This is a genomic window from Neisseria uirgultaei (assembly GCF_962719845.1).
GTDB lineage: Bacteria > Pseudomonadota > Gammaproteobacteria > Burkholderiales > Neisseriaceae > Neisseria > Neisseria bergeri.
On the sequence record NZ_CAUIYF010000002.1, the window covers coordinates 21,592 to 47,968 of the forward strand.

The following is a 26,377-nucleotide window of genomic DNA, read 5'->3' on the forward strand; positions in this document are numbered from 1 at the left end:
CGGCGGATACAGGGTATAAAAGTATATTCAGATTGTGTGTATTTTATGGTAAAGTTTGGTTTTAACAACTTGACGGCATTGAGCCGTCGGATAGGGGCTGTTCGGATTCTGAATCGGAAGGAAGCATCGCCGTTTTGACAGCGGCGTGATGCGTTGCGGCAAAGATGCCGTCTGATTGCGGATCGGGCAGCCTTTTGTGTTTGCAAAATAAAATAGAAGGCAGATTCTCATGCAGACATGGCAGCTTCCGGAACATATCGCCGACGTACTGCCCACGAACGCGCGGCAGCTTGAAAGCGCGAGGGAGCAGTTGTTGGCACTGTTCCGCGTACACGGTTACGAGTTGGTCCAACCCCCGTTGATGGAATACAGCCACTCCCTGCTGACGCATATTGACGTGGGCTTGTCATTGAAAACCATTTTAGTGGTCGATCAGTTGAGCGGTAGGCAGTTGGGCATCCGTGCCGATATTACGCCGCAAGTGGCGCGTATCGATGCCCATCTTTTGTCCGCCAACCAAGGGATTAACCGGTTATGTTATGCCGGTCCGGTGTTGCACGCGCAGCCCGACGGTCTGCTGAATATGCGCGAACCCTTGCAGGCAGGGGCGGAAATGTACGGTTTTGCCGATATCCGTGGTGACATCGAGCTGATAGACCTGATGCTGAAAAGCATGAAAATTGCCGATATGGGCAAAGTGCTGCTTTCGCTGGGGCATATCGGCATATTCCGCGCCTTGTCCGATGCGGCGCATTTGGATGCGGGGCAGTCCGCAACGCTGCTTGCCTTGATGCAGGATAAAGATACCGGGGCGGTCGAAGCGCAGGTCAAGGTTTGGAAACTGGACGGTATGTGGGCAAAAGCATTCTCGCTGCTGCCGCGCCTGTACGGCGGGTGTGAAGTGTTGTCCGACGCGCGCGGACGGTTGCCGGATTTGTCGGCGGTCGGCGGCGCGTTGGACGAATTGCAGGCGGTATGCGACGCATTTCCCGATTGTGAAATCCATATTGACTTGTCCGAGCTGCGCGTCGACAATTACCACACGGGCTTGCTGTATGCCGCCTATGCCGCCGATTTCCACGACGCGGTCGCGCGCGGCGGGCGTTATGACGGATTGGGCGGATATTTCGGCAGGGCGCGCCCGGCAACGGGATTTAGTTTCGACTTGCGCAGCTTTATCGGGCGTTTGCCCGCCATAGAACGGCAGCCCGCCGTGTTGGTCGATGCGGAAGATGCCGAAGCGGCGCGCGAAGCAGTCGAAGCCTTGCGTGAACAAGGGCAGTGTGTCGTGATTGACTATGGCATCGGACACAATGTTTCGGAAGAGTTTGCAGGCCGTCTGAAAAAGACGGACGGCGTTTGGCAGGTCGTGAAACGCTAAATACCCGTTCATAGCGGATGAAAGGCAAGCCGTGGCGGGTTGCAAAGCCGCACCGGTTTGGGGATTTCCGCAATAATTTTTAATATCGATAGGTTATATGGCTATGGCTAAAAATGTTGTAGTAATCGGCGCCCAATGGGGCGATGAAGGCAAAGGTAAAATCGTTGACTGGCTGGCGGAAGAAGCCGGCGGCGTCGTGCGCTTCCAAGGCGGCCACAATGCGGGTCATACTTTGGTCGTCGTCGGCAAAAAAACCATTTTGCGCCTGATTCCGAGCGGCATTCTGCATGAAAGTCTGGACTGCTTCATCGGTTCCGGCGTTGTCGTTTCCCCCGAAGCATTGTTGGGCGAAATCGACGAGTTGAACGCGGCAGGCGTGAAAAACGTCGAAGGCCGTCTGAAAATCGCGCCGACCTGTCCGCTGATCCTGCCTTACCACATCGCGCTCGACCAAGCCCGCGAAGCATCGCGCGGCAAAGGCAAAATCGGCACGACCGGCCGCGGCATCGGCCCTGCCTACGAAGACAAAGTGGCACGCCGCGCCATCCGCGCCGTCGATTTGCTGCATCCTGAAAAATTGCGTGAAAAACTGGATGCCATCCTCGCTTATTACAACGTTCAATTGCAACATCTGCACAATGCCGAGCCGGTGAAAGCGGAAGACGTGATGGCGGTTATCGAAAAAGTCGCGCCGCGCATTACGCCGATGATTACCGACGTATCCCGCGTGTTGAACGAGAAAAACAAAAACGGCGAAAAACTGCTGTTTGAAGGTGCGCAAGGCACGCTGTTGGACATCGACTACGGCACTTACCCCTTCGTTACCTCTTCCAACTGCCTGGCGGGAGCCGCTTCCGCAGGCGCAGGCGTAGGTCCGCAAATGCTGGATTATGTTTTGGGCATCGTCAAAGCCTATACCACGCGCGTCGGTTCAGGCCCGTTCCCGACTGAATTGTTTGACGAAGTAGGCGCAGGTTTGGCAGAGCGCGGACATGAATTCGGCTCCGTAACCGGCCGCGCACGCCGCTGCGGATGGTTTGATGCCGCCGCCCTGAAACGCTCCATCCAAGTCAACGGTATTTCCGGTATGTGCATCACCAAGCTGGACGTGATGGACGGTATTGAGAACATCAATATCTGCGTCGGCTACGAATTGCCCGACGGCAGCAAAACCGACATCCTGCCTTGCGGTTCCGATGCGGTAGAAGCCTGCAAGCCAATTTACGAAACCATGCCCGGTTGGAGCGAATCCACTTTCGGCGTGAAAAGCTACGACGCATTACCTGCCAATGCCAAAGCATATTTGAAACGGATTGAAGAAGTGTGCGGTGCGCCGGTAGCTATCGTCTCCACCGGCCCCGACCGCGAAGAAACGATTGTGCTGCATCATCCGTTCGCATAAGGTTTTGCAGTAAAAATGCCGTCTGAAGCCCTAATTGGTTTCAGACGGCATTTTTGCTGCCGTTTTATCTGATATTTTCTGTCCGGACACGGTTTGTCGGGGAATCTCAATGCGGCGTATCCGGTGCGGAAATGGATAAGGTCGGTGCCGGTATGGCAACCCCGATGTTTTCAGACGGCATATACGAAAAAACCGTACTGCTTGCGCGTACGGTTTTTTTTGTTGTTTCAAATCGGCTCAGAGCGATTTGAGGCGGGCAATGCGGTTGTCCAGCGAAGGGTGGGTGCTGAGCAGGGAGTCACGCGTATCTCCGGCGATGCCCATTGCGTTCATTTCTTCGGGCAAATCGACCGGATTGCCTTTAAGCCTTTGCAGGGCGGAAATCATTTTCGGTGCGCCGACCAGTTTTGCCGCCCCCGCGTCGGCGCGGTATTCGCGCTGGCGGCTGAACCACATGACAATCAGGCTGGCAAGGAAGCCGAACAGGATTTGAAATACGGTGCTGACCAGGAAATAAGTTCCCTGGGACTGGCTGCCGTCGTTGTTTCGGGCAATCAGGTTGGCAATAATGCGCGACAGGAATACGACGAAGGTATTAACCACCCCTTGAATCAGCGTCAATGTCACCATGTCGCCGTTGCCGACGTGCGCCATTTCGTGCGCCAACACGGCTTCCACTTCGTCGCGCGTCATATGGTCGAGCAAACCGGTGCTGACGGCGATCAGAGAGTTGTTTCTCGATGCGCCCGTGGCAAAGGCATTGGGTTCGGGGGAGTGGTAGATGGCGACTTCGGGCATTTTCAGGTTCCATTGCCGCGCTTGGGCTTCGACAGTATTCAAAAGCCAGGCTTCTTCTTCAGTGCGCGGTGTGTCGATAACTTCCGCGCCGACCGATTGTTTGGCGATGAATTTGGACATCAGCAGCGAAATAATCGAACCAGTGAAGCCGACGACGGCGGAATACGCCAACAGGCTGCCCGTGCCGCCCCGGCTGTTGATGCCTAGAACCGCCAAAACAATACTGATTACGACCAAAATAGCGATATTGGTAGCCAAAAACAGAAAAATGCGTTTCACGGATGTTCCTTTTTGGTAGGGTGTGATGTTTTAAAGTTTTGGGGATTGTCCCAAAAAGTTGCCGCCTTGTGAATATTAAGCTCGGCAAAGGTATGCAAAACATTTGCTTGCAAATGGCAGTTTGTACAGTTGGTTTTTGAACTATTGTGCCAAGCCGTGTAGAATCGTAAACCATCTGTTTGATTCCAATAAACACATTTAAAAGGATCACTTCATGAAAGCATTACTTTTAGGCGCGCCGGGCGCGGGCAAAGGCACTCAGGCGCAATTCATCACCGCCGCTTTTGATATTCCGCAAATCTCTACTGGCGATATGCTCCGCGCCGCCATTAAAGCAGGTACGCCGCTGGGTTTGGAAGCGAAAAAAATCATCGATGAAGGCGGCTTGGTGCGCGACGACATCATTATCGGTATGGTCAAAGAACGCATCGCGCAAGACGATTGCAAAAACGGTTTCTTGTTTGACGGTTTCCCGCGCACGCTGGCACAAGCCGAAGCGATGGTTGAAGCCGGTGTGGATTTGGACGCGGTTGTTGAAATCGACGTACCCGACAGCGTGATTATCGACCGCATGAGCGGCCGCCGCGTGCATTTGGCTTCCGGTCGTACCTACCACGTTACCTACAATTCGCCTAAAGTTGAAGGCAAAGACGACGTAACCGGTGAAGACTTGATTCAGCGCGACGACGACAAAGAAGAAACCGTCAAAAAACGCCTTGCCGTGTACCACGAGCAAACAGAAGTTTTGGTTGATTTTTACAGCAAGCTGGAAGGCGAACACGCGCCTAAATACATCAAAGTTGATGGTACCCAAGCAGTAGAAGCCGTGAAAGCAGAAGTATTGAAAGGTTTGGGCAAATAAGTTTTGCCGAGTAGGAAATGCCGTCTGAAAAAATATTTTCAGACGGCATTTTGTGTATGAAAGCTGTTAAAATCGAAGTTGTAACCGTTTATCCGCAGGCATCTTATGAACCCCTTAATCTCCGACTTCCAAACCCAGCAACAACGCACCCCCGTCATCGTTGCCCTTGATTTTGCCAACGAAAAAGACACGCTCGGATTCGTCCGCAACCTTGATCCGACGTTGTGCCAAATCAAAATCGGCAAAGAGCTGTTTACCGCGACGGGGCGCAGTTTGGCGGAAAGCTTAATCAATCAAGGTTTCAAGCTTTTCCTCGATTTGAAATACCACGATATTCCCCACACCGTCGCGCAAGCCTGCAAAGTCGCTGCCGATATGGGCGTTTGGATGGTCGATATGCATGCCTCAGGCGGCCGCCGTATGATGGAAGCCGCAGCCGAAGCCGTTGCCGGATACGGCACGAAGCCGCTCTTAATCGGCGTAACCGTGTTGACCAGCATGGAACAAAGCGATTTGGCAGAAATCGGTTTGAACATCGCCCCTGAAGAACAAGTCATCCGCTTGGCGAAATTAGCGCAAAGTTCGGGCTTGGACGGAGTCGTCTGTTCCGCTCAAGAAGCCGCACCATTGCGCCGTGAATTGGGACAGGATTCTGTCTTGGTAACGCCCGGTATCCGCTTGGACGTTGCCGGCAACAACGACGACCAACGCCGTATTATGACGCCCGCCGAAGCCTTGGCGGCAGGTTCAACCTATTTGGTAATGGGCCGCCCTGTAACCCAAGCCGCCGATCCGGTCGCCGTATTGCGCGAAGTGAACCGCGTGGCAAACGCTTAAGCATCAACAATTTTGATGCTGTTCAAAGAAACTGCCTCACTTTGATACGATAGATAAATAACCAGAAAATTTCAGCTTAGAAAGGAAATTATCCGATGTCTCAATGTGGTTCAGATGTGAGCAATATTTTTGATTATGATGCATTTCCGGAAGATGATTTGCTTGTAAAGGATACCCCTGTTGGATGGTATGCAATCGTGTCGCATAAAATTGTCGAAGAGGGGCTTCCTATTAAATTTATGTATCGGGAACATCAAGGGGATTTACCATTTGATAGCGGATGGCGGGTATTTTCCGGAACAGAAGATGATGAATACTCGAATAACCCTGATAACTTCTCCTTTCATAGTTTGACGCGGCTTACTCATTATCAAGCAGATGTTGGGGAGCTGTTTTGGGCGGATATAGGTAGCGTTTTTGAAAAAAAAGAAGGAGAGGATTGCTTTTCACCTATTACCGATTGGTCTCCTTTTGACTTTGAAGAATAATAAAAAGCCGGATTTTATTATTAATCAGTAAATTTGCCAGATAATTACTGAGAATACAGTGAAGTTTTCACACACAAAAAACAACTTATTTTGGAGTGCATAAAATGCCCGCCAAGTTTCAACAAGAAACCCTCAAATCCCGCTTCGCGCAAGCCAAAGTCCTGGTTGTCGGCGACGTGATGCTTGACCGCTATTGGTTTGGCGATGTGTCCCGTATTTCGCCCGAAGCACCTGTGCCGGTAGCAAAAATCGGACGTATCGACCAACGCGCGGGCGGTGCGGCGAACGTTGCGCGCAACATCGCTTCGTTGGGCGGCAGGGCAGGGCTGTTGTCGGTAACCGGCGACGACGAAGCCGCCAACGCGCTCGACGCGCTGATGGTGCAGGACGGCGTCGCCTCCTATCTGATGCGCGACAAACAAATCGCCACCACCGTCAAACTGCGCGTCGTCGCCCGCAACCAGCAGCTTATCCGCCTTGATTTTGAAGAACATCCCAACCGCGAAGTGTTGGAACAAATCAAGCGGAAATACCGAGAAGTTTTGCCCGAATACGATGCCGTTATTTTTTCAGACTACGGAAAAGGCGGTCTGTCGCACATCTCCGATATGATCGATTGGGCAAAACACGCAGGTAAAACCGTATTAATCGACCCCAAAGGCGACGATTACGAAAAATACGCCGGCGCAACCCTGATTACGCCCAACCGCGCCGAATTGAAAGAAGTGGTCGGCAGTTGGAAAAACGAAGGCGAGCTGACCGAAAAAGCGCAAAACCTGCGCCGCCACCTCGACCTGACCGCCGTTTTGCTGACCCGGAGCGAAGAAGGCATGACCTTGTTCAGCGAAGGCGAACCGATTTACCAGCCCACCCGCGCCCAAGAAGTTTACGACGTGTCCGGCGCAGGCGACACCGTCATTGCCGGAATGGGCTTGGGGCTGGCGGCAGGCTGCACGATGCCCGAAGCCATGCACCTCGCCAATACTGCGGCTGGGGTTGTCGTCGCCAAACTCGGCACGGCGGTCTGTTCGTTTGCAGAGTTGGTTGAAGCACTGGACGGGCAATAAATCTTTTCAGACGGCATGACCATCCAATGCCGTCTGAAACCCTCAAAACAAAGGAAACCCAATATGACCATCATCGTAACAGGTGCGGCCGGCTTTATCGGCAGCAACATCGTCAAAGCACTTAACCAACGCGGCATTACCGACATCGTTGCCGTCGATAATTTGAGCAAAGGCGAAAAATTCAAAAACCTCGCCGAGTGCGAAATCGCCCATTATCTCGATAAACACGAATTCATCCGCCAAGTGAGGGAACACATTTTACCTTATCAAAATATCGAAGCCGTGTTCCACCAAGGCGCGTGTTCCGACACTATGAACCACGATGGTTTGTATATGATGGACAACAACTACCAGTACACGCTGGATTTGCTGGACTGGTGTCAGGACGAACGCATCCCCTTCCTTTATGCTTCCAGTGCCGCCGTGTACGGCAAAGGCGAAATCTTCCGCGAAGAGCGCGAACTTGAAAAACCGCTCAACGTGTACGGCTACTCCAAATTCCTGTTTGACCAAGTATTGCGCCGCCGCATCAAAGAAGGTCTCACCGCCCAAGTCGTCGGCTTCCGCTACTTCAACGTTTACGGACAACACGAACAACACAAAGGCCGAATGGCATCCGTCGCCTTCCACCACTTCCACCAATACCGCGAACACGGTTACGTCAACCTGTTCGGCAGCAACGACGGCTACGGCAACGGCGAACAAACCCGCGACTTCGTCAGCGTCGAAGACGTTGCCAAAGTCAACCTCTACTTCTTCGACCATCCCGAACTTTCCGGCATCTACAACCTCGGCACCGGTCGCAGCCAACAGTTCAACGAACTCGCCGCCGCCACCGTCAATGCCTGCCGCGCCGCCGAAGGCAAACCTGAAATGAGCTTGAAAGAGCTGGTAGAAGAAGAACTTATCCGCTACATCCCATTTCCCGACGCGCTCAAAGGCAAATACCAAAGCTTCACCCAAGCCGACATCACCAAACTGCGTGAGGCAGGTTATACGGAAGAATTTTTAGACGTAAAGGCCGGTGTGTCGCGTTATGTCGGATGGATGCTGGAAAATTTGGCGTAAACACGATTGGTCATTTTGTTTGAAAGAAAATGCCGTCTGAAATTTCAGACGGCATTTTTGATTTTATGCGGAGGCGGTTTTTATAGTGGAATAAATTTAAATCAGGACAAGGCGACGAAGCCGCAGACAGTACAAATAGTACGGCAAGGCGAGGCAACGCCGTACTGGTTTTTGTTAATCCACTATATTTTGACCTTGCTTTTCTTAAACTTCAACACGGCTTCTTCTTTTGCCGCATCCCAGTCTATCCGCACAAAGCCGCCGTCGGCGAGTTTGCCGAACAGGAGTTCGTCGGAGAGCGGTTTGCGGATTTTTTCCTGAATCAGGCGGTGCATCGGGCGCGCGCCCATTTGCGGGTCGAAACCTTTTTCTGCCAAGTATTTACGCAATGCCGGTGTGAATTCAGCTTCAACTTTTTTGTCGAGAAGCTGGTGTTCGAGCTGGAGCAGGAATTTATCCACGACTTTGACGATAATGGGTTCGGACAGGGGTGCAAACGGGATAATCGCATCCAAGCGGTTGCGGAACTCGGGCGTGAAGAGCTTGTTGATGGCCTGCATTTCGTCGCCGCGCTCGCGCTTGGCGGTAAAGCCGAGACTGGGTCGGCTGAGGCTTTCCGCGCCTGCGTTGGTGGTCATAATCAGGATGACGTTGCGGAAATCGGCACTCTTGCCGTTGTTGTCGGTCAGTTTGCCTGCGTCCATCACTTGCAGGAGGACGTTGAAAATGTCGGGATGGGCTTTTTCGATTTCGTCCAAGAGCAACACGCAATGCGGCTGTTTGTTGACGGCTTCGGTCAAAAGGCCGCCTTGTTCAAAGCCGACGTAGCCCGGTGGCGCGCCGATGAGGCGCGATACGGCGTGGCGTTCCATGTATTCGGACATATCAAAGCGTTGCAGCGGTACGCCCATCGAGTAGGCAAGCTGTTTGGCGACTTCGGTTTTGCCGACGCCGGTCGGGCCGGAGAAGAGGAAGCTGCCTATCGGTTTGTCGGGCAGGGCAAGGCCGGAGCGCGACATTTTGACGGCGGCAACCAACGTATCGATGGCGTTTTCCTGACCGTAAACCATGTTTTTCAAATCGCGGCCGAGGAATTGCAGCACTTGTTTGTCGTCGTGCGACACGGTTTTTTCGGGAATCCGCGCAACTTTGGCGATGACGGTTTCGATTTGCGCTTTGCCGATGACTTTTTTCTGTTTGGATTTGGGCAAAATCCGTTGTGCCGCGCCTGCTTCGTCCATTACGTCGATGGCTTTGTCGGGCAGGAAACGCTCGTTGATGTAGCGTGCAGAAAGTTCGGCGGCAGCTTCGAGTGCGCCTTGCGTATAGCGCACTTGGTGGAAGCCTTCAAACATCGGTTTCAAACCGCGCAGGATTTGTACGGTTTCGGCGACGGTGGGTTCGACCACGTCGATTTTTTGGAAACGGCGGCTTAAGGCGTGGTCTTTGTCAAAAATGGTGCGGTATTCGTCGTAGGTGGTTGCACCGATGCAGCGCAGCGAGCCTTTCGCCAATGCTGGTTTGAGCAGATTGGACGCGTCCATCGTACCGCCGCTGGTGCTGCCCGCGCCGATGATGGTGTGGATTTCGTCGATAAACAAAATGGCGTGCGGGATTTTTTCGAGCTGTTTCAAAACGGATTTGACCCGCGCTTCAAAGTCGCCGCGGTATTTCGTGCCCGCCAAAAGCGAACCCATATCCAGCGCGTACACTTCGGCTTCCTTAAGTGCGTCGGGAATGTCGCCGTTGACGATTTGATGTGCCAAACCTTCCGCCAGCGCAGTTTTGCCCACGCCGGCCTCGCCGACCAAAAGCGGATTATTTTTGCGGCGGCGACACAGGATTTGCACCAGCCGTTCCATTTCGTGTTTTCTGCCGATTAAGGGGTCGATGCGGCCGGCTTTGACTTCGGCGTTGAGGTTGACGGTGTACTCCGATAAAGGGTTTTTGCTCGGTTTGGTGCGGTTCTCATTATCGTCGTCCATGCCGTCTGAAGAATAGTTGCCATCGTCTTCATCTTCATCGGGAGAGCCGTGGGCAATACAGCGCAAAACTTCAAAACGCGTAACCGATTGCAGCTTGAGGAAATAGACGGCGTGGCTGTCGGTTTCGCTCATCAGCGCGACCAAAACGTCCAAAGGCTCGACCAAGCCTTTGCCTGCCGATTGGGTATGCACCATCGCCCGTTGGATGACGCGTTGGAAGCCGAGCGTGGGCTGGGTTTCGACCGTGTCTAAAAGGTGGTCGGGAATCAGGGGGGTGTTTTCGGCAACGCTGGCGGCGAGTTGTTCGGACACCACTTTCAAATCCGTGCCGCAGAGCTTGAGGACGTTGGGGACGGCGGCATCTTCTTCGATGAGTACCAAAAGTAGATGCTCGAGGCTGATAAATTCATAATGGGCGTTGCGCGCCTCGCGGTAAAGCTGCTGCAAAATCTGTTCTAATTCAGGGGCAAGCATATTAAATCTCCTCGACAATACATTGCAGCGGATGCCCTTCGGCTTTTGCCCGCTGCATGACTTGTTGCCGTTTGGTTTGGGCAATATCGCGCGTGTAAGTGCCGCACAGGCCTTTGCCTTCGTGATGAACCAAGAGCATTACCGCTACCGCCTGTTCTTGTCCGAGCATGAAGATTTCGGTCAGGATTTCGACGACAAATTCCATCGTGGTGTAATCGTCGTTCAATAGGAAAACGCCGTAACGTTTCGGCGGCAGGGTTTTCAGGTCGCTTAAAAGCGTATCGGATTGGCAGTGTGTCGTCATAAGTTGTTTTCTATCGGGAAGAAGCCGTTTTCAGACGGCATTTCTGTTGTATTTTCGGTCTTTCCGCTTATTTTCTCACTTTTTTGGAAACATAGCTTGACGTTTCGGCTTAACAAATGTAAAAAGACGGTTAAGCAGAAGCTGGCACTCGACCAAGTATATAAAGCTGGGGAGAAACGCTGAACGTTTAAGTTTGCTGTATGCCTTATTTTGCTGATTTTGTTAATTTTTAAGTATAGGAAGTTTCTAATGGCAACCGGTATCGTAAAATGGTTTAACGACGCTAAAGGTTTTGGTTTCATCACTCCTGACGAAGGTGGCGAAGATTTGTTCGCTCACTTCTCAGCGATCAATATGGAAGGTTTCAAAACCCTGAAAGAAGGCCAACGCGTCTCTTTCGACGTAACCACCGGCCCTAAAGGCAAACAAGCTGCTAACATTCAGGCTGCTTAATCCCGAGTGTACGGGAAACCGTATATGTGAAACGGCAGGACAGACGATGTCCTGCCGTTTTGTTTTGCCGTTTGCAGAAACAGGGAATGCCGTCTGAAAAGAACAAGTGTCTTTTATCTGCTTTATCCTTAGCCTGTGTGAATCCTGTTGTGGATATGTTTGATAGTATGCTGAGGAATAAGGGGAAATCTTATATGATTAAAAAATGTGCAGATTGTTTGTCAGGGATTTTTGCGGAAATCTAAAAGAAATTATGTATAGTGGATTAACAAAAATCAGGACAAGGCGACGAAGCCGCAGACAGTACAAATAGTACGGAACCGATTCACTTGGTGCTTCAGCACCTTAGAGAATCGTTCTCTTTGAGCTAAGGCGAGGCAACGCCGTACTGGTTTTTGTTAATCCACTATATCAACAAAGGGCCGAACCGTTGTAGGTTCAGCCCTTTGCTTTCAGACGGCATCCGGTTGGGGTTTCAGTTGCCGGCAACCGTCATGCTTCCTATCAGGATAGAACCGATTTGGTTGGACGAACGGCGTAAGGCATCATCGGACACGCCGACGATGTTGCGGTACATATCTTGAAGGCGGCCGGCAACGGTAATTTCATGGACGGGGTAGGCAATGATGCCGTTTTCCACCCAAAAACCCGCCGCACCGCGCGAGTAGTCGCCGGTAATGGCGTTTACGCCTTGTCCCATGAGCTCGGTTACCAACAATCCTGTGCCCATTTCTTTCAGCAGGTCTGATTGCGTTTCGTGCGTATGGTTCAAATAAAGGTTGTGCGCGCCGCCGGCGTTGCCCGTGGTCTGCATACCGAGTTTTCTCGCGCTATAACTGCTGAGGAAATAGCTTTCGACAATGCCGTCGCGGATGATGAAACGCGGCCGCGTGGCGACGCCTTCGGAATCAAAATAGGTGCTGCCGAAGGCGCGGGGAATATGCGGCTCTTCGCGCAGGCTGAGGAAATCGGGCAGAATTTGCTTGCCTATGCTGTTAATCAGGAAGCTGCTTTGGCGGTAGAGCGAGCCGCCGGACAGTGCGCCGACTAGGTGTCCGATCAGACCTCCCGAAACGGTCGCATCGAATAGGACGGGGTAGCTTCCAGTCGGAATGCTGCGGCTGTTCAAACGACGCAAGGTACGTTCGGCGGCGGTTTGACCGATTTGCGTCGGGCTGTCCATGTCTTGATGTCGGCAGGAGGAATCGTACCAGTAGTCGCGCTGCATGCCGTTTTCGTCGGCGGCAACGACGCTGCATGAAATGCTGTGGCGTGTGCCTTGCTGGTGTGCGGCAAAACCGTGGGTGTTGCCGTAAACGTATTGGTAATGTCCGGTTTGTACCGCCGCCCCTTCGGAGTTTTCGATGCGTTCATCCTCGTTCAGGGCGGCTTGTTCGCATTGTTTTGCCAACTCGACGGCGGCTTCCGGGCTTAAATCCCATTCGTGGTAACGGTCGAGGTCGCCGACGTGTTGCGCCATAAGCGAAGCGTCTGCCAAACCTGCGCAATCGTCTTCGGCAGTGTAGCGGGCGATGTCGATGGCGGCTTTGACGGTGTCTTGCAGGGCTTTTTCGGAGAAGTCGGCAGTGCTGGCGCGGCCTTTGCGTTTGCCGACGTAAACGGTAATGTCCAGCGACTTGTCCTGCTGGAACTCGATTTGTTCGATTTCGCCCAGCCGCACGCTGACGCTTTGTCCCAATGATTCGCTGAAATCGGCTTCGGCGGCGGTTGCGCCCGTCGCTTTTGCCAAGTCGAGCGTGCGGCGGCAAAGGTCGAGCAGTTCGGAAGCAGTGTGGTTGAATAGCATAGAAATCTTTCTTGGTGGAGCGTTGCGGCATTTTAACCGTTTCGGGCGGCAGGGGCAAAAGCGCGCCGTTTGCAGGGCGTGCGGTGCAAAATGCCGTCTGAACGCGGCGGCATTCTGTTAAAATGCGCCTATCGGATAAAATTTGAGAACCAAGATGTTTGAACAAGAAGATGAATGGGTCAGCAAAACCCAAATGAAAAAGCAAATGAACGATTTGCAGGATTTGGGCATGGCGTTGACCAAGCTCTCAAACGATACGCTGAAAAAAATCGGTTTGGACGAAGCTTTGTACGAAGCCGTCGTTACCTATAAAAAAATTACGTCCAACGGCGCGCTCAAGCGGCAGGCGCAATTTATCGGCAGGCTGATGCGCGACACCGATCCCGCGCCCATCGAGGCGTTTCTTGCCAAGCTGCGCGGCGACGATGCGGCGCACAATGCCTTTTTGCAACGTGTGGAACAGGCGCGCGTACGGCTGTTGGCAGACGACGGCGCGTTGACGCAGTTTATGTCGGATTTTCCACATGCGGACGCGGGCAAGCTGAGGACACTCGTCCGCAATACCAAAAAAGAGCAGGAGCAAAACAAACCGCCGAAAAATTTCCGCGCCCTGTTTCAGGAATTGAAAACCGTTATGGAAAATGGCGGCGGGGAAATTTAGGCATATTTTCAGACGGCATCCGCCGTTATTCAGATTGGAGGATAAAATGTTGTTCCGTAAAACGACCGCCGCCGTTTTGGCGGCAACCTTGATGCTGAACGGCTGTACGGTAATGATGTGGGGCGTGAACTACCCGTTCAGCGAAACGACCGCCCGCAAACACGTTGACAAAGACCAAATCCGCGCCTTCGGTGTGGTTGCCAAAGACAATGCCCAATTGGAAAAGGGCAGCCTGGTGATGATGGGTGGGAAATACTGGTTCGTCGTCAATCCTGAAGATTCGGCGAAGCTGACGGGCATTTTGAAGGTCAGGTTGGACAAGCCCTTCCAAATGGTTGAGTCCAACCCGCGCTTTGCCTACCAAGCCTTGCCGGTCAAACTCGAATCGCCCGGCAGCCAGAATTTCAGTACCGACGACCTTTGCCTGCGCTACGATACCGACAGACCTGCCGACATCGCCAAGCTGAAACAGCTTGAGTTTGAAGCGGTCGAACTCGACAATCGGACCATTTACACGCGCTGCGTCTCCGCCAAAGGCAAATACTACGCCACACCGCAAGAACTGAACGCCGATTATCATTTTGAGCAAAGTGTGCCTGCCGATATTTATTACACGGTTACGGAAAAACATACCGACAAATCCAAGTTGTTTGAAAATATTGCATATACGCCCACCACGTTGATACTGGATGCGGTGGGCGCGGTGCTGGCCTTGCCTATCGCGGCGTTGATTGCAGTCTCGAATTCCTCAGACAAATGAACGGTAATGCCGTCTGAAAAGCCTTCAGACGGCATTTCAGCCTCATCATATCTTGAAAAAACTTCGTCATGTCAGCCAAAATCCAAACCCGATCCGTCAATACCGACGTTTTCAATCATTTGCTCACCGCCGGTGCCGATCCTTTAATCGCCCGGCTTTGTGCCTCGCGCGGTGTGCAAAGTCCTGCCGAATTGGACGACAAGCTTGCTGCGCTTTTGCCGTATCAAACGTTGACAAACTGTGAAGCCGCCGCCGGCCGTTTGGCGGATGCGGTTGAGCGTCAGGAAAAAATCCTGATTGTCGCCGACTACGATGCCGACGGCGCGACCGCGTGTGCTGTCGGTTTGGACGGTTTGGCGGCGATGGGCGCGAAAGTGGATTTCCTCGTACCCAACCGCTTTGAACACGGCTACGGCTTAACGCCCGAGCTGGCCGAAATCGCGGCAGAGCAAGGTGTGGATTTGCTGATTACGGTCGATAACGGTATCGCCAGCATCGCAGGCGTGGCGCGTGCGCAGGAATTGGGTTTGGATGTGATTGTAACCGACCACCATCTGCCTGCCGAGACCGTACCCGACTGCATCATCGTCAATCCAAACCAAAAAGGCTGCGGTTTCCAAAGCAAAAGCTTGGCGGGCGTGGGCGTGATTTTTTATGTATTGACGGCGTTGCGTGCCGAACTGCGCCGCCGCAATTATTTTTCAGACGGCATCAAAGAGCCGAATCTGGGCGACCTTTTGGATTTGGTCGCACTTGGTACCGTCGCCGACGTCGTCCCCCTTGACCACAACAACCGCATCCTCGTGTCGCAAGGTTTGAAAAGGATGCGTTCGGGCAAAATGCGCCCCGGCATCCGTGCCTTGTTTGAAGTGGCGCGGCGCGATTGGCGCAAGGCTCAGCCGTTTGATATGGGCTTTGCGTTGGGCCCGCGCATCAACGCTGCCGGACGGCTGGACGATATGTCGGTCGGCATTGCCTGCCTGTTGGCGCGAGATGATGCCGAGGCGCAAGAACTGGCGGCCCAGTTGAACAACCTCAACATCGAACGCCGCGAAATCGAGCAGTCTATGCTGCAAGACGCACTGAACGCCTTTCCCGAAACACTCCCTCTGGGGCAGACGACTTTGGTGGCGTATCGCGACGACTTCCATCAAGGCGTGGTCGGCATTGTTGCCAGCCGCCTCAAAGACCGTTTTTATCGTCCGACCATCGTGTTTGCGCCTGCCGACAACGGCGAAGTGCGCGGTTCGGGGCGTTCCATTCCCAATCTGCACCTGCGCGATGCTTTGGACTTGGTGTCCAAACGCCATCCCGATTTGATTTTGAAATTCGGCGGACACGCGATGGCGGCGGGTTTGAGCATACTCGAACACAATATTCCCGCGTTTCAGACGGCCTTTGAAGAAGCCGTGCGCGAGATGGTGTGCGAAGACGATTTGTCGCAAACCTTCATCACCGACGGCAGCCTGCCCGCCTGCGATATCACGTTGGAACAGGCGCAAAACCTCGCCCGCCACGTTTGGGGACAAGGCTTCGCTCCGCCGAGTTTTACCGACGAATTTCACGTCGTCCGCCAGCAGCCTTTGGGCGCGGAAGGCAAACACAAAAAAGTCTGGCTGCAAAAAGACGGCTGTGAATTTGAAGCCATGTTTTGGCGTTGCAGCGAAGACATTCCCGAATACATCCGCACGGTGTACCGCCCCGTGGCAAACGAGTGGCGCAACAACCTCGAATTGCAGCTGTATATCGATTACTGGGAAGCGGCTTAAGGGAAAGGTAGGATTCTGCCTGCCCGCATCATTCCGCGTAACGGGTAAAACGGCTTCAGACGGCATTTTGACGCGCGTTTAAGGCGGACGGGAGAAGTTTTTAAACCGGTTGAAGCCTGTGCAAAACAGCCTGTCCGTGCAATCCGACGCATAAAAATGCGCTAAAAAATGTGCTGAAAATGTCCAATCGGTTAAAACCTTTCCGATTTTGAGAAAAATAGAAGCCGTCAGGGCTTATTCATTCGGACGCGTCCGGCGGGCAAAGTCCGCCGATGCCGTTTCTTTGCCGGCCGGATTGCCGTCGGCGGAATTTTTTAAAGGGCAATCTGTTATAATGGCGCGTTGCCGCCGCGAGGGCGGCGTGATTCGGACGGCGTAGTTTCTACGCCTTTTGTTTATGGTTACGGCATCTTGCGGAATCGTACCGCCTGATGCCGTCTGAACACGGTTGCCCGTGGAGATGCCGCTCTTCGGGTCAGAATACTTATGCTGAAAAAATGGTTGAATAAGATGCTGCCTTCCGGTCGGAGCAGTAAAAAAGCGGAAAGCAAAACGGTTATTCCCGTCGAAAGACACAACATCCGTGCGGAAATGTTGAGCTTTGCCGCCGAAAACGTCATACGCCGCCTGAAAGGGGCGGGGTTTCAGGCTTATGTGGTCGGCGGCGCGGTCAGGGACCTGCTGCTCGGCATCGAACCCAAAGATTTCGATGTCGCAACCGATGCCACGCCCGAACAGGTGCACAAACTCTTCCGCCGCAGCCGCATCATCGGCAGGCGTTTTCAAATCGTCCACGTGATGAACGGTGCAGAGATTATCGAAGTAACGACGTTTCGCGGCGGTGCGAAGGTTCAGCAGAACGCGCGCGGCAGAATCATGAAGGACAACACCTACGGCAGCATCGAAGAAGATGCGATGCGGCGCGATTTTACCTGCAATGCCTTGTATTACGATCCTGAAAAAGAAGAGATTTTGGATTTCCACAACGGGATTGCCGATGTTGCCGCCCGCAGGCTGGTTATGATTGGCGATGCCGCCGAACGCTATCAGGAAGACCCTGTCAGGATTTTGCGCGCCATCCGCCTGTCGGGCAAATTGGGCTTTGAACTGTCGGAAGAAACCGCCGCACCGATTGACGAATCGATATGCCGTCTGAAGCACGAACCTGTGGCAAGGCTGTTCGACGAAATCATGAAACTGCTGTTTTCAGGGCATGCGCGCGAGTGTCTGAAACGTTTGAACGGATTTGACATACCGGACGACATCCATCCGCTGCTCAATGCCTTGCGCGTTTCAGACGGCATCGCCGGAAAAATGACGGTGCTTGCCCTGAAAAATACCGATGAGCGGTTGCGTGCCGACAAATCGGTTTCGGTCGGCTTTGTGTTGGCGGCGTTAATGTGGCCCGAGTTGGTCCGCCATTGGAAAAGCAATCTGCAACAGGGTTTGAAACCCGCGCCCGCCCTGTCCGATGCAATCAATACGATGCGCGAAACCGTCGAACGCGGTTGGGGCGTGCCGCAACGCTTTTCCGCCACGATGCGCGAAATTTGGATGTTCCAGCCGCAGTTTGAAAACCGCAAAGGCGCACGTCCGCACAAACTGTTTGCACAGGCGCGTTTCCGTGCCGCTTATGATTTCCTGCTCTTGCGCGCCGAAACCGGCAATGCGGACCGTGCCCTTGCCGAGTGGTGGACGGCGTTTCAGACGGCATCGGCGGAACAGCGGTCGGAGATGACCAAAAACAAAGCCGCCGCCCGACACGAAAAAAACGAGGGACAGGCGAAAAAACGCCGCCGTCGCAGGCGCAAACCCAAGCCGGCGGCGGCAGCTGGGACATAACGCCGGCAGGAAAGGGCAACGGCGTTCCGACGCATAAGGCGCGGTCCGCGTTCCGCACCGTTTGGACGCAGCTTCAAAAAAACAACCCCCGCCCCGGATGGTTTGAACCATTAAGGGCAACGAAGAAAAAATATATTTTCGGCGCGCGTGCCGCGTTTCCTGCCTTTGCCGGAAGAATTGGAACACCGCATCGCCGTATTGGAAAGCGGCATCCTTGAAGCCGGTCTTTCCTATACCCGCCCGGTCCTGTATGTATGCAGCGTCACGCCGTTGCAGAAGACATTTGAAGCGTGCGGAGCGAGGGTGCGGTGCGGGATAAGGCAAGGCGGGCGTGTATGCGGGCAACTTCGGCGATGTTCTGTGGCGATGTTCTGTACGGGCGGGGCGGTCAAGTACAGGAAGTTTGACTGAAAATCCGCCGGCTGCCGGATAAGACGGATACGGAATCAGACCTCCGCATCCGTTTTTGTTTTTGCGACCGATCGGGCTTCAGGTTTTAAACCTCGGGCTTATATTCCCTATCCGTACTGTGTGCTTATTTGAAAGCCGTGCGGATCAGTGAGGCATGTGCCGTCAAAAACCGGTACATAGTTCAACATAAAAGGCGTTAAAAGAAGCGAAACAGCAAAGACTTTCAAAAAAAGAACTTAAACCTCTTGAAAGACAAGTACGACATTGGCGCAATAAAATGAATGAAACAGGTGAAAATTATTCTATGAAACATAAACACTAACAGAAACTATTTTATGATAAATAAGTGGATTTGGTTGCCCAATATAGGTGTAAATGAATTCTTTTTGAATAAAGAATGCCCTAAAGATCTATTAATTAAATATAATTTCAATTTAGCATATATTGATAAAGGACTTGCTAATGGTGAGTTAGATTTTGAATATATTTCTAACGAATTTGGTATTTCAATTACTTTAACAAATGATTTAATCTGTAGTGGGTTTGAAATTCAGAAAAATCTACATTTAAACGACATAAGCATTATTGGCTTACCCATTAATAAATTTATTAATATAATGAAAAATATAAATATTAATGACTTGACTTTAGATTTAAAAGGAGATTTTTATCAATCAGAAAAATTGAATGCTTTATTTTGGATTGAAGATAATATTATTACATCTGTTTCATGTTGGTAAGATATGCTTATGTTTTATGTTGTTTGGCTTAACTGATATCTTTACCATCAATAATTGAAGATTTCAAAAAGAACCCTACGTTCTCCTTGTAAAAATCGGTTTGACTCAAGCAGGGCGCACCTCAAGCCGCCTGCCCGGCAGGGCCGGCACCCGTGCCGGCATATCGATTTTGGTTACGTTCAATTCCGCCACACGCTGAAACTCCTGCGGCGTTATCCCCAAACGCCTTGCCATTTCCGATTTGCCGGCCTTTTGCGCCAACATTCCGTTCAATGGCAAAACCTTCGCATAAACCGACGGCGACAGTGCAACCGGCGTTTCCCCTTACAAACGGATGGAATCAACCGAGTATTCAAACACAGCCTATTTTTTAATAAGTTATATATGAGGAATTGTCGTTTTTCTGCAAAAAACAAAAAAGGACGGCGGCGGCGAACCTGAACCTGCGGTGTGATGAGTCCGTCCTTTGGGGCGAACCTGCGGGGGCTCTGTCCCTCTCACCTTGAGCGTGGGTCGTTTCCAAACCTGTCAAGGTCAAGCCGCGTGAGCGAGATTGCTTCGCAAACTTTGTTAGGATGAAAAATCAGTTCGCGCGTTTTCGGAACTCTTCCCAACCTGCCGGGATATGGCAAAACGGTCAGATTGTTCGCGCTTTCGTGGATAATCTGCTCAAAGTCAAAGGCGGCGGGATTGTCGGCAAAAATGTAATCGATGATTTCGTCTGTATCGGCAATCGCGGGCTTTGTCCATTCAAGGAATAAGGGTATTTTTCAATCCCTTCAGCCGCTCGTTTCTCTTGGCGGCAAAATGCGCCATTGCGCTTTCATGGCTGACAATCCCGGCTTTTCTTGCTTCTTCGACTTTACGCGCCAGCCAAGTGTCGTAATCTTCCGCTTCTTGCACGGTGTCAAATTCCGACAGGCGGTAATCTAAAACGGCTGTGGTCATCTGTACTTTCCTCCTTTTCGTTTGCGGCGCAACGCGACCGCGCGCAGGCTAACGCCTATGCGCCGCGCGTTTCGCACTGCTCCGCCAACAGCAAGGAAGCTGCGCGCCGCTCTTCTTTCTGTGCTTCCCATTCGATGCGCCGGCCGTCTTTTTCAGTCGGCTTTCAATTATTTTCGATTTTAACTTGCCTAAGCTTCAGGCTTCAGACGGCATACGTCATTCTTGTTCGGGCGGGATGCCGTGCGTCAATCTGAAAGCTGCCGAAGCACTGTCTGCCAAGATAAATCGGGCGCACGTTCCGCAGGACGGTTCGAGGTTTCCTACCGGACTCACAGGTAATGGCAATGCAGGAGGACGGCGGGGTGCTTGCCGCCTGTGCCGCCTTCGTCCTGTTCGTTTTGGGGTGTTCGTTTAGGGCTTGCTGCCGTTTGAAGTCCGTAACCGCCGTCCCGGCGAAAATACGGGGTAACTTGCCCGTCGGATTTTTGCGCGGTCATGTCCCTGTTGTCCCATGCCGGTAAAAGCCCCCTCTGCGTTTCCTTTCAGACGGCATCTGCCCCGTCATTCCCGTTCGTGTTCTGCCGATTCGTAGGCTTCGACGATTTTTTGCACCAGAGGATGCCGGACAACGTCTTCGCCGGTGAAGGTATGGAAATACAGCCCTTCCACGCCGTGCAGTTTCTCACGCGCGTCTTTCAATCCCGATTTGATGTTTTTGGGCAGGTCGATTTGGCTGGTGTCGCCGGTAATGACGGCTTTCGCGCCGAAGCCGATGCGGGTCAGGAACATTTTCATTTGTTCGGGCGTGGTATTTTGTGCCTCGTCAAGGATGATGTATGCGCCGTTGAGCGTCCTGCCGCGCATATAGGCGAGCGGGGCGATTTCGATCAGGCCTTTTTCAATCAGTTTGCTGACGCGGTCGAAACCCATCAGGTCGTAAAGCGCGTCATAAAGCGGGCGGAGGTAGGGGTCGACTTTTTGGGTCAAGTCTCCGGGCAGAAAGCCCAGTTTCTCGCCGGCTTCAACGGCGGGGCGTACTAAAATGATGCGTTCGACTTGGTGTTTTTCCATCGCATCGACGGCGGCGGCGACGGCAAGATAGGTTTTGCCCGTGCCTGCCGGCCCGAGACCGAATACGATGTCGTGGTTGAGCAGGGCGCGGATGTAGCCGTTTTGTCTGGGTGTCCTGCCGCCTATGCTGCCGCGCTTCGTACGGAAATAATAGGCGTGGTCATGGTTTTTTTCCTGATGCCCGGCATCTTCGGTTTGGGCTTCGACGGCGGCAAGCCTGATGTCGTTGTCGTCCAAATCGCGTGTTTGCGCCGTTTCTAGAAGTTTGAGCAGTGCGCGTTTTCCGGCATGGGCAAATGCGCCGTTGAGGGTGAAATGTTCAAAACGGCGGCTGATGCTGATGCCGAGTGCTTTGGCAAGCGAATCTAGGTTGCTGTCGAAAGAACCGCACAGGCGTTGCAATGCCAAGTTGCCGGTTTCTTCCAAATGCAGGTGGACGGTATGTGTCATATGTTCATCCGAATGGTTGGATATTGTGTGATTTTAATCTATTTTGCCTTGCGGGCGGCAGGAGAAAACGCGGTTTGAAATAATTGCCCCGCGCTAATGCAATTTGGCGCGCCGATATGCTAGATTGGCGGTTTTTCAAGTAAGGAGACGGATATGTTGCGTTCTATTTTGGCGGCTTCCCTATTGGCGGTATCTTTTCCGGCAGCGGCTGAAGCATTGAATTACAATATTGTCGAATTTTCTGAATCGGCCGGTGTAGAGGTGGCTCAAGATACAATGTCCGCACATTTCCAGGTGGCGGCGGAAGGACGGGACAAAAATGTCGTCAATGCTGAGTTTGTTAAAAAATTCAACAGTTTTAACAGAAAATCGAAAAATGGCAGCTTTAAAACCGAATTGGTTTCCCGAAGTGCGATGCCGCGCTATCAATATACCAACGGCAAGCGTATCCAAACGGGTTGGGAGGAGCGTGCGGAATTTAAGGTCGAGGGCAGGGATTTTGATGCTTTAAACCGTTTTATTGCCGATGTTCAGGCAGATGCCGCGTTGGAATATACGGATTTTTATGTGTCGCGCGAACGCCGCAACGAGGTCATCGATCAGGTCAGCAAGGATGCCGTTTTGCGTTTCAAGGCGCGTGCCGAAAAACTGGCGGGCATTTTGGGTGCGTCCGGTTATAAAATCGTCAAATTAAATTTGGGACACATCGGCAGCCATATCGCGGGAGGGGGAGCTGCTCAGGCAAAAATGCTTCGTGCCATGCCGATGGCGGCAAGCGTCAATATGGAGGGTGCGGATTCTGCCGCGCCGGGTGTGGAGGAAATCAGCATCAGCGTCAATGGGACGGTTCAGTTCTGATTTGAGGTGAACGGTAAATGCCGTCTGAAACCCGACGATAAGGGTTCAGACGGCATTTTGTATTTCAGGCTTTGGGCAGGGTTACGCCGGTTTGCCCCATGTATTTGCCGTTGCGGTCTTTGTAGGAAGTTTCGCAGATTTCGTCGCTCTCGAAAAACAGGACTTGCGCCACGCCTTCGCCGGCGTAGATTTTGGCGGGCAGGGGGGTGGTGTTGGAAAACTCGAGGGTAACGTAGCCTTCCCATTCCGGCTCGAACGGGGTAACGTTGACGATGATGCCGCAGCGGGCGTAGGTCGATTTGCCCAAGCAGACGGTCAGGACGTTGCGCGGGATGCGGAAATATTCGACAGTGCGCGCCAGTGCGAAGGAATTGGGTGGGATGATGCAGCAGTCGTCTTCGACGGTAACGAAGTTTTTGGGATCGAAGTTTTTGGGATCGACGATGGTACTGTTGATGTTGGTGAAGATTTTAAATTCGTTGGCGCAGCGGATGTCGTAGCCGTAGCTGGACGTGCCGTAGGAAATGATGCGTTTGCCGTCGGCTTCTTTAATCTGGTTCGGCTCGAAGGGGTCGATCATGCCGAATTCTTCGCTCATTCGGCGTATCCATTTGTCGGACTTGATGCTCATAGTGTTTTCCTTGTTTTTTGCGGTGTTCGGACAAAGCATTGGGGGATGCCGTCTGAAAAACGGGGGGCTTATTTGTTTTTGGGCAGTTTCACTTCTTTAATCATGCCGTGTTCGCATTTCATAATGAAGAGGGTTTCGCCGTTTTGCGAGGCGGCGAACCTGCCGTGCGCCAAGCCTTGTTTGAACGTGCCCGACAATGCCATATTGCGGAATTTGGTACTGTCGGAATTGAACGGCTCGAGAAATACTTCGCGGCCGGCGGCAACGGTATAAAAGCCTTGCCCGTCGAATTTGCCGTTTTTGAATGAGCCAGTGTAGCTGCGCCCGTCCCGGCAACGCCATATGCCTTTGCCGGCAGGTTTGCCGTCTTTGCCGACATCGCCGTCGTAGGTGCAGCCTGGTTCTTGATAGGAAGTCAGAACGGCGGACGCGGCGGGGAGGGCGAACATAATGGCGGGCAGTAGGAATGCGAGATGTTTAAGCATAAGGGTTATTCCATTGGATTTTGGCTGACGGTATAAAAGCCGTCTGAAAAATCAATCTTGCCAGCCGCCCAAATAGGAAACCAACTCTTCCAACATGGTGCTGACGGATTCAGCCATCAGGATTTGCGAGGCAAAGGCAAGACCGGCGGCATCGTCGCCGTTGCTTTCGGCTTCTTCCTGCAATACGTCGAGGTATTGGATGCGCTTGAGTGTGAAGTCTTGAGTGAGGATAAAGGTGATTTGTTCGCGCCAAATCAAACCCAGCCGGGTTACGGTTTTGCCGTTTTTGACGTGTTGCACGACTTCGTCGGCGGTCAAATCCTGTTTGGAGATTTTGACGACAGGCGCGGCATCGCCCGTGCCTTTGAGTTCGCAATCGCTGTCTAATTCAAAACCGCCTTCGCAATGCCCCTGCAACAGCCAGCTTGTCATCAGCGATGATGGGGATTGTTTGGTGTTCGGGAGTCTGGCTTCCAAGCCGCTTAAGGCTTCGCGCAGCTTGGTCAGGATGTTTTCAGCTTTGGCGGAGGCGGCGTTGTTAACCAAAAGATAGCCGTGGCGGGTATCGAAAACGGCTTCGGTGCGGCTGCTGCGAGTAAACGCGCGGGGCAGCAGGTCGTCGGTAATCTGTTCTTTAAGTTCTTGTTTTTCCTTGCGTCCGACATTACGCGCCTCGTTGTCTTGAATTTCGGCGATTTTTTCATCCAAAATGTCGCGGATGACACCGGCAGGCAGGACTTTTTCCTCTTTTTTCAGAGCGATGCACAAGGTAAAGTCGGCAGGGAAAACGAGTTCGGGAGAAAAAGAAACCGGCGCGGTAAAGCCTTCGCTGAACCAGTCCAAACCTTGGCAATGGGTAAATTCAGCTTCAGCAAGTTTGTCGGCAAGTACGTCCGCTTCAGGCAGCTTTACCTTGTCAATCGGATAAAAACTGATTTGTTTGAACCACATGATGTTTCCAGTTGTTTGAAATATCGAAGATTACCTGCTGTGCTGTTTTTTCACACTGACTTTGGTTTTCTTCTTGAAGCGGTTTTTCTCTTCCTTACGGCCTTCGCGTTTCTCAATACGGTTGCTCAGGCTGACACGGCGCAGCGGTTTTTTCTTTGGTTTGTCTTCCGCATTTTCATACGGGTTTTCCGAAACATTGTATTGAATACGTAGTGGCGTGCCTTGCAGGTTGAAGGCTTTGCGGAACGTTTGGGTCAGATAGCGCGTATAGCTGTCGGAAATCGCGTGCAGCGAATTGCCGTGAACCACAATCACCGGCGGATTCATGCCGCCTTGGTGGGCATAACGCATTTTCGGACGCACCAAGCCCGCACGCGGCGGCTGTTGGCGTTCGACGGCGGTTTGCAATACGCGCGTGATTTTCGGTGTCGGCATCTTAATCATCGCCGCGTTGTAGGCAGCCTGAATGCTGTCGAACAATCCGTCTATGCCGCGTTCTTTCAAGGCGGAAATAAAGTGGAACTTGGCAAAATCGAGGAAATACAGTTTGCGGTTGATATCGCGCTTCACTTGCTCGCGCCGCTCTTCGCTGATGCCGTCCCATTTGTTGACGGCAACTACCAAAGCACGGCCTGCTTCCAAAGCGAAACCTGCAATCGTCGCATCTTGGTCGGCGATATCTTGTTGCGCATCCAACACCAAAACAGCAACATTTGCCGCTTCAACCGCCTGCATGGCTTTGATAACGGAGAACTTTTCCACCGCTTCATCCACTTTGCCGCGACGGCGCACACCTGCGGTATCGATGATGGTAAACGGTTTGCCTTCACGCTCGAAATCGATATGGATGCTGTCGCGCGTCGTACCTGCCATATCGAAGGCAATCACGCGTTCTTCACCGAGAATGGCGTTGACCAGCGTGGATTTGCCGACGTTCGGACGGCCGATAACGGCAAAAACGGGATGTTTCGCCTCTTCCTCTTCTTTTTCAGGCTCGGGGAAGTTCTCTAAAATTTCTTCAATCAGGTAATACACGCCGTCTCCGTGCGCACCTGAAATAACATAAGGGTCGCCCAAGGCAAGTTCGTAGAACTCGGCGGCAAGTACAGCCCTATTGCCGCCTTCGCCTTTGTTTACCGCTAGATAAACGGGGCGCGGACTTTGGCGCAGGCGGTCGGCAATGATTTTGTCTTGCGGGGTCAGGCCGGTGCGTCCGTCCACCAAAAACATGACGGCATCGGCTTCATCGACAGCTTGCAAGGTTTGTTTTGCCATTTCGTTCAAAATGCCGCTGTCCACAACCGGCTCAAAACCGCCGGTATCGATGACCAAATAAGGTTTGCTGCCGACTTTGCCGTGTCCGTAATGGCGGTCGCGGGTCAGACCGGGCAGGTCATGCACGAGCGCGTCTTTGGTGCGCGTTAAACGGTTGAATAAAGTAGATTTGCCGACATTGGGACGGCCGACAAGTGCGATGGTTGGTTTCATAATTAAGTCTTTCTGTGTCAAGTGCCGTTCGGGAGAACTGAACACGAGCAGGTGTCCGTTGGGACACGGCGGATGGGTTTTACGGGAATTGCCGTAGGATGGGGTTG

The 26,377-nt window shown here is 52.5% G+C and carries 27 protein-coding genes and 2 pseudogenes; 17 read left to right on the forward strand and 12 right to left on the reverse strand.

The window, feature by feature from the left end; all coding sequences use genetic code 11:
* Positions 1 to 229: 229 nt before the first annotated feature.
* On the forward strand, positions 230 to 1,381 hold the full coding sequence (locus tag Q9J32_RS01255; protein ID WP_301885499.1) for an ATP phosphoribosyltransferase regulatory subunit: 1,152 nt from the start codon (positions 230 to 232) through the stop codon (positions 1,379 to 1,381).
* Positions 1,382 to 1,484: 103 nt separating this feature from the next.
* A complete protein-coding gene (locus Q9J32_RS01260; RefSeq protein WP_301885498.1) occupies positions 1,485 to 2,783 on the forward strand; it encodes an adenylosuccinate synthase in 1,299 nt (432 codons plus the stop codon).
* A 237-nt stretch (positions 2,784 to 3,020) separates the two neighbouring features.
* Here the strand turns inward: Q9J32_RS01260 and htpX are convergent, their stop codons facing one another.
* On the reverse strand, positions 3,021 to 3,860 hold the full coding sequence (htpX, locus tag Q9J32_RS01265; protein WP_301885497.1) for a protease HtpX: 840 nt from the start codon (positions 3,858 to 3,860) through the stop codon (positions 3,021 to 3,023).
* Positions 3,861 to 4,074: 214 nt separating this feature from the next.
* Between htpX and adk the strand changes: the two genes are divergently transcribed.
* The 6 genes and pseudogenes from adk to Q9J32_RS10155 all read left to right on the forward strand — a co-directional run.
* Entirely contained in the window at positions 4,075 to 4,722 is a 648-nt protein-coding gene (adk, locus tag Q9J32_RS01270; RefSeq protein ID WP_301885496.1) for an adenylate kinase, read from the forward strand.
* Between the two features lie 105 nt (positions 4,723 to 4,827).
* Positions 4,828 to 5,559, forward strand: a complete 732-nt coding sequence (pyrF, locus tag Q9J32_RS01275) for an orotidine-5'-phosphate decarboxylase (RefSeq protein WP_301885495.1) — start codon at positions 4,828 to 4,830, stop codon at positions 5,557 to 5,559.
* 95 nt (positions 5,560 to 5,654) lie between these two features.
* The gene (locus Q9J32_RS01280) at positions 5,655 to 6,047 is read left to right on the forward strand and encodes a DUF2185 domain-containing protein (RefSeq protein ID WP_101129543.1); all 393 of its coding nucleotides are present in this window, start codon (positions 5,655 to 5,657) and stop codon (positions 6,045 to 6,047) included.
* Between the two features lie 104 nt (positions 6,048 to 6,151).
* A complete protein-coding gene (hldA, locus tag Q9J32_RS01285) occupies positions 6,152 to 7,114 on the forward strand; it encodes an ADP-heptose synthase (protein WP_301885494.1) in 963 nt (320 codons plus the stop codon).
* A gap of 63 nt (positions 7,115 to 7,177) precedes the next feature.
* Positions 7,178 to 8,182 (forward strand): ADP-glyceromanno-heptose 6-epimerase, encoded by a 1,005-nt coding sequence (rfaD, locus tag Q9J32_RS01290; protein WP_301885493.1) that lies wholly within the window; start codon positions 7,178 to 7,180, stop codon positions 8,180 to 8,182.
* A gap of 81 nt (positions 8,183 to 8,263) precedes the next feature.
* Positions 8,264 to 8,418, forward strand: a pseudogene (locus Q9J32_RS10155) (IS5/IS1182 family transposase); the annotation flags it as partial.
* Here Q9J32_RS10155 and clpA read toward each other — a convergent pair.
* Together clpA and clpS are read right to left on the reverse strand one after the other, a co-directional pair.
* Positions 8,365 to 10,641, reverse strand: a complete 2,277-nt coding sequence (gene clpA / locus Q9J32_RS01295; protein ID WP_304666396.1) for an ATP-dependent Clp protease ATP-binding subunit ClpA — start codon at positions 10,639 to 10,641, stop codon at positions 8,365 to 8,367. The pseudogene Q9J32_RS10155 and the gene clpA overlap by 54 nt on opposite strands.
* Before the next feature lies 1 nt (position 10,642).
* Positions 10,643 to 10,945, reverse strand: a complete 303-nt coding sequence (gene clpS, locus Q9J32_RS01300; protein WP_301885491.1) for an ATP-dependent Clp protease adapter ClpS — start codon at positions 10,943 to 10,945, stop codon at positions 10,643 to 10,645.
* 249 nt (positions 10,946 to 11,194) lie between these two features.
* Here clpS and Q9J32_RS01305 point away from each other — a divergent pair, with 249 nt between their 5' ends.
* Together Q9J32_RS01305 and Q9J32_RS01310 are read left to right on the forward strand one after the other, a co-directional pair.
* Positions 11,195 to 11,398 carry a cold-shock protein gene (locus Q9J32_RS01305; protein ID WP_002217533.1) on the forward strand — a complete coding sequence of 68 codons (204 nt, stop codon included), beginning with the start codon at positions 11,195 to 11,197 and terminating at the stop codon, positions 11,396 to 11,398.
* 86 nt (positions 11,399 to 11,484) lie between these two features.
* Positions 11,485 to 11,643: a hypothetical protein gene (locus Q9J32_RS01310; RefSeq protein WP_301885490.1), complete on the forward strand. Its 159-nt coding sequence runs from the start codon at positions 11,485 to 11,487 to the stop codon at positions 11,641 to 11,643.
* 230 nt (positions 11,644 to 11,873) lie between these two features.
* On the opposite strand, the gene pmbA is transcribed toward Q9J32_RS01310, so the two are convergent.
* Positions 11,874 to 13,205, reverse strand: coding sequence for a metalloprotease PmbA (pmbA, locus tag Q9J32_RS01315; RefSeq protein ID WP_301885489.1), 1,332 nt, complete (start codon positions 13,203 to 13,205; stop codon positions 11,874 to 11,876).
* Between the two features lie 154 nt (positions 13,206 to 13,359).
* On the opposite strand from pmbA, the gene yjgA reads away from it, so the two are divergent.
* The 6 genes and pseudogenes from yjgA (at position 13,360) to Q9J32_RS01340 (ending at position 19,388) form a co-directional block, all read left to right on the forward strand.
* Positions 13,360 to 13,866: a ribosome biogenesis factor YjgA gene (gene yjgA, locus Q9J32_RS01320; RefSeq protein WP_301885488.1), complete on the forward strand. Its 507-nt coding sequence runs from the start codon at positions 13,360 to 13,362 to the stop codon at positions 13,864 to 13,866.
* Between the two features lie 46 nt (positions 13,867 to 13,912).
* Positions 13,913 to 14,626 (forward strand): YidX family protein, encoded by a 714-nt coding sequence (locus tag Q9J32_RS01325; RefSeq protein ID WP_301885487.1) that lies wholly within the window; start codon positions 13,913 to 13,915, stop codon positions 14,624 to 14,626.
* A 68-nt stretch (positions 14,627 to 14,694) separates the two neighbouring features.
* Positions 14,695 to 16,395 (forward strand): single-stranded-DNA-specific exonuclease RecJ, encoded by a 1,701-nt coding sequence (gene recJ, locus Q9J32_RS01330; RefSeq protein WP_301885486.1) that lies wholly within the window; start codon positions 14,695 to 14,697, stop codon positions 16,393 to 16,395.
* Between the two features lie 486 nt (positions 16,396 to 16,881).
* Entirely contained in the window at positions 16,882 to 18,237 is a 1,356-nt protein-coding gene (locus Q9J32_RS01335; RefSeq protein ID WP_301885485.1) for a polynucleotide adenylyltransferase PcnB, read from the forward strand.
* 174 nt (positions 18,238 to 18,411) lie between these two features.
* Positions 18,412 to 18,644, forward strand: a pseudogene (locus tag Q9J32_RS10160) (hypothetical protein); the annotation flags it as partial.
* A gap of 339 nt (positions 18,645 to 18,983) precedes the next feature.
* Entirely contained in the window at positions 18,984 to 19,388 is a 405-nt protein-coding gene (locus tag Q9J32_RS01340; protein ID WP_301885484.1) for a hypothetical protein, read from the forward strand.
* A gap of 105 nt (positions 19,389 to 19,493) precedes the next feature.
* Here the strand turns inward: Q9J32_RS01340 and Q9J32_RS01345 are convergent, their stop codons facing one another.
* The 4 genes from Q9J32_RS01345 to Q9J32_RS01360 form a co-directional block, all read right to left on the reverse strand.
* A complete protein-coding gene (locus Q9J32_RS01345) occupies positions 19,494 to 19,652 on the reverse strand; it encodes a hypothetical protein (RefSeq protein WP_301885483.1) in 159 nt (52 codons plus the stop codon).
* 233 nt (positions 19,653 to 19,885) lie between these two features.
* On the reverse strand, positions 19,886 to 20,155 hold the full coding sequence (locus Q9J32_RS10090; protein ID WP_369415172.1) for a type II toxin-antitoxin system RelE/ParE family toxin: 270 nt from the start codon (positions 20,153 to 20,155) through the stop codon (positions 19,886 to 19,888).
* Complete coding sequence (gene relB, locus Q9J32_RS01355; RefSeq protein WP_301667855.1) at positions 20,139 to 20,336, reverse strand: type II toxin-antitoxin system RelB family antitoxin; 198 nt, start codon at positions 20,334 to 20,336, stop codon at positions 20,139 to 20,141. Before relB ends, Q9J32_RS10090 begins: the two co-directional genes overlap by 17 nt.
* A 561-nt stretch (positions 20,337 to 20,897) precedes the next feature.
* Positions 20,898 to 21,857 carry a PhoH family protein gene (locus tag Q9J32_RS01360; protein WP_301885482.1) on the reverse strand — a complete coding sequence of 320 codons (960 nt, stop codon included), beginning with the start codon at positions 21,855 to 21,857 and terminating at the stop codon, positions 20,898 to 20,900.
* 153 nt (positions 21,858 to 22,010) lie between these two features.
* Here Q9J32_RS01360 and Q9J32_RS01365 point away from each other — a divergent pair, with 153 nt between their 5' ends.
* Complete coding sequence (locus Q9J32_RS01365; RefSeq protein ID WP_301885481.1) at positions 22,011 to 22,715, forward strand: SIMPL domain-containing protein; 705 nt, start codon at positions 22,011 to 22,013, stop codon at positions 22,713 to 22,715.
* 64 nt (positions 22,716 to 22,779) lie between these two features.
* On the opposite strand, the gene dcd is transcribed toward Q9J32_RS01365, so the two are convergent.
* The 4 genes from dcd to der all read right to left on the reverse strand — a co-directional run bounded on the left by dcd (position 22,780) and on the right by der (position 26,270).
* Positions 22,780 to 23,346 carry a dCTP deaminase gene (gene dcd, locus Q9J32_RS01370; protein WP_002224592.1) on the reverse strand — a complete coding sequence of 189 codons (567 nt, stop codon included), beginning with the start codon at positions 23,344 to 23,346 and terminating at the stop codon, positions 22,780 to 22,782.
* A 68-nt stretch (positions 23,347 to 23,414) separates the two neighbouring features.
* Complete coding sequence (locus Q9J32_RS01375) at positions 23,415 to 23,831, reverse strand: MORN repeat-containing protein (RefSeq protein ID WP_301885480.1); 417 nt, start codon at positions 23,829 to 23,831, stop codon at positions 23,415 to 23,417.
* Between the two features lie 51 nt (positions 23,832 to 23,882).
* Positions 23,883 to 24,782: a recombination-associated protein RdgC gene (locus tag Q9J32_RS01380; RefSeq protein ID WP_301885479.1), complete on the reverse strand. Its 900-nt coding sequence runs from the start codon at positions 24,780 to 24,782 to the stop codon at positions 23,883 to 23,885.
* 30 nt (positions 24,783 to 24,812) lie between these two features.
* Positions 24,813 to 26,270, reverse strand: coding sequence for a ribosome biogenesis GTPase Der (der, locus tag Q9J32_RS01385; protein ID WP_301885521.1), 1,458 nt, complete (start codon positions 26,268 to 26,270; stop codon positions 24,813 to 24,815).
* Positions 26,271 to 26,377: the final 107 nt, after the last annotated feature.

Coding starts and splice junctions, on each gene's coding strand:
- Q9J32_RS01255 (WP_301885499.1), top strand. CDS start 230: ATGCAGACATGGCAGCTTCCGGAACATATCGCCGACGTACTGCCCACG.
- Q9J32_RS01260 (WP_301885498.1), top strand. CDS start 1,485: ATGGCTAAAAATGTTGTAGTAATCGGCGCCCAATGGGGCGATGAAGGC.
- adk (WP_301885496.1), top strand. CDS start 4,075: ATGAAAGCATTACTTTTAGGCGCGCCGGGCGCGGGCAAAGGCACTCAG.
- pyrF (WP_301885495.1), top strand. CDS start 4,828: ATGAACCCCTTAATCTCCGACTTCCAAACCCAGCAACAACGCACCCCC.
- Q9J32_RS01280 (WP_101129543.1), top strand. CDS start 5,655: ATGTCTCAATGTGGTTCAGATGTGAGCAATATTTTTGATTATGATGCA.
- hldA (WP_301885494.1), top strand. CDS start 6,152: ATGCCCGCCAAGTTTCAACAAGAAACCCTCAAATCCCGCTTCGCGCAA.
- rfaD (WP_301885493.1), top strand. CDS start 7,178: ATGACCATCATCGTAACAGGTGCGGCCGGCTTTATCGGCAGCAACATC.
- clpA (WP_304666396.1), bottom strand. CDS start 10,641: ATGCTTGCCCCTGAATTAGAACAGATTTTGCAGCAGCTTTACCGCGAG.
- clpS (WP_301885491.1), bottom strand. CDS start 10,945: ATGACGACACACTGCCAATCCGATACGCTTTTAAGCGACCTGAAAACC.
- Q9J32_RS01305 (WP_002217533.1), top strand. CDS start 11,195: ATGGCAACCGGTATCGTAAAATGGTTTAACGACGCTAAAGGTTTTGGT.
- Q9J32_RS01310 (WP_301885490.1), top strand. CDS start 11,485: ATGCCGTCTGAAAAGAACAAGTGTCTTTTATCTGCTTTATCCTTAGCC.
- pmbA (WP_301885489.1), bottom strand. CDS start 13,205: ATGCTATTCAACCACACTGCTTCCGAACTGCTCGACCTTTGCCGCCGC.
- yjgA (WP_301885488.1), top strand. CDS start 13,360: ATGTTTGAACAAGAAGATGAATGGGTCAGCAAAACCCAAATGAAAAAG.
- Q9J32_RS01325 (WP_301885487.1), top strand. CDS start 13,913: ATGTTGTTCCGTAAAACGACCGCCGCCGTTTTGGCGGCAACCTTGATG.
- recJ (WP_301885486.1), top strand. CDS start 14,695: ATGTCAGCCAAAATCCAAACCCGATCCGTCAATACCGACGTTTTCAAT.
- Q9J32_RS01335 (WP_301885485.1), top strand. CDS start 16,882: ATGCTGAAAAAATGGTTGAATAAGATGCTGCCTTCCGGTCGGAGCAGT.
- Q9J32_RS01340 (WP_301885484.1), top strand. CDS start 18,984: ATGATAAATAAGTGGATTTGGTTGCCCAATATAGGTGTAAATGAATTC.
- Q9J32_RS01345 (WP_301885483.1), bottom strand. CDS start 19,652: ATGTTGGCGCAAAAGGCCGGCAAATCGGAAATGGCAAGGCGTTTGGGG.
- relB (WP_301667855.1), bottom strand. CDS start 20,336: ATGACCACAGCCGTTTTAGATTACCGCCTGTCGGAATTTGACACCGTG.
- Q9J32_RS01360 (WP_301885482.1), bottom strand. CDS start 21,857: ATGACACATACCGTCCACCTGCATTTGGAAGAAACCGGCAACTTGGCA.
- Q9J32_RS01365 (WP_301885481.1), top strand. CDS start 22,011: ATGTTGCGTTCTATTTTGGCGGCTTCCCTATTGGCGGTATCTTTTCCG.
- dcd (WP_002224592.1), bottom strand. CDS start 23,346: ATGAGCATCAAGTCCGACAAATGGATACGCCGAATGAGCGAAGAATTC.
- Q9J32_RS01375 (WP_301885480.1), bottom strand. CDS start 23,831: ATGCTTAAACATCTCGCATTCCTACTGCCCGCCATTATGTTCGCCCTC.
- Q9J32_RS01380 (WP_301885479.1), bottom strand. CDS start 24,782: ATGTGGTTCAAACAAATCAGTTTTTATCCGATTGACAAGGTAAAGCTG.
- der (WP_301885521.1), bottom strand. CDS start 26,270: ATGAAACCAACCATCGCACTTGTCGGCCGTCCCAATGTCGGCAAATCT.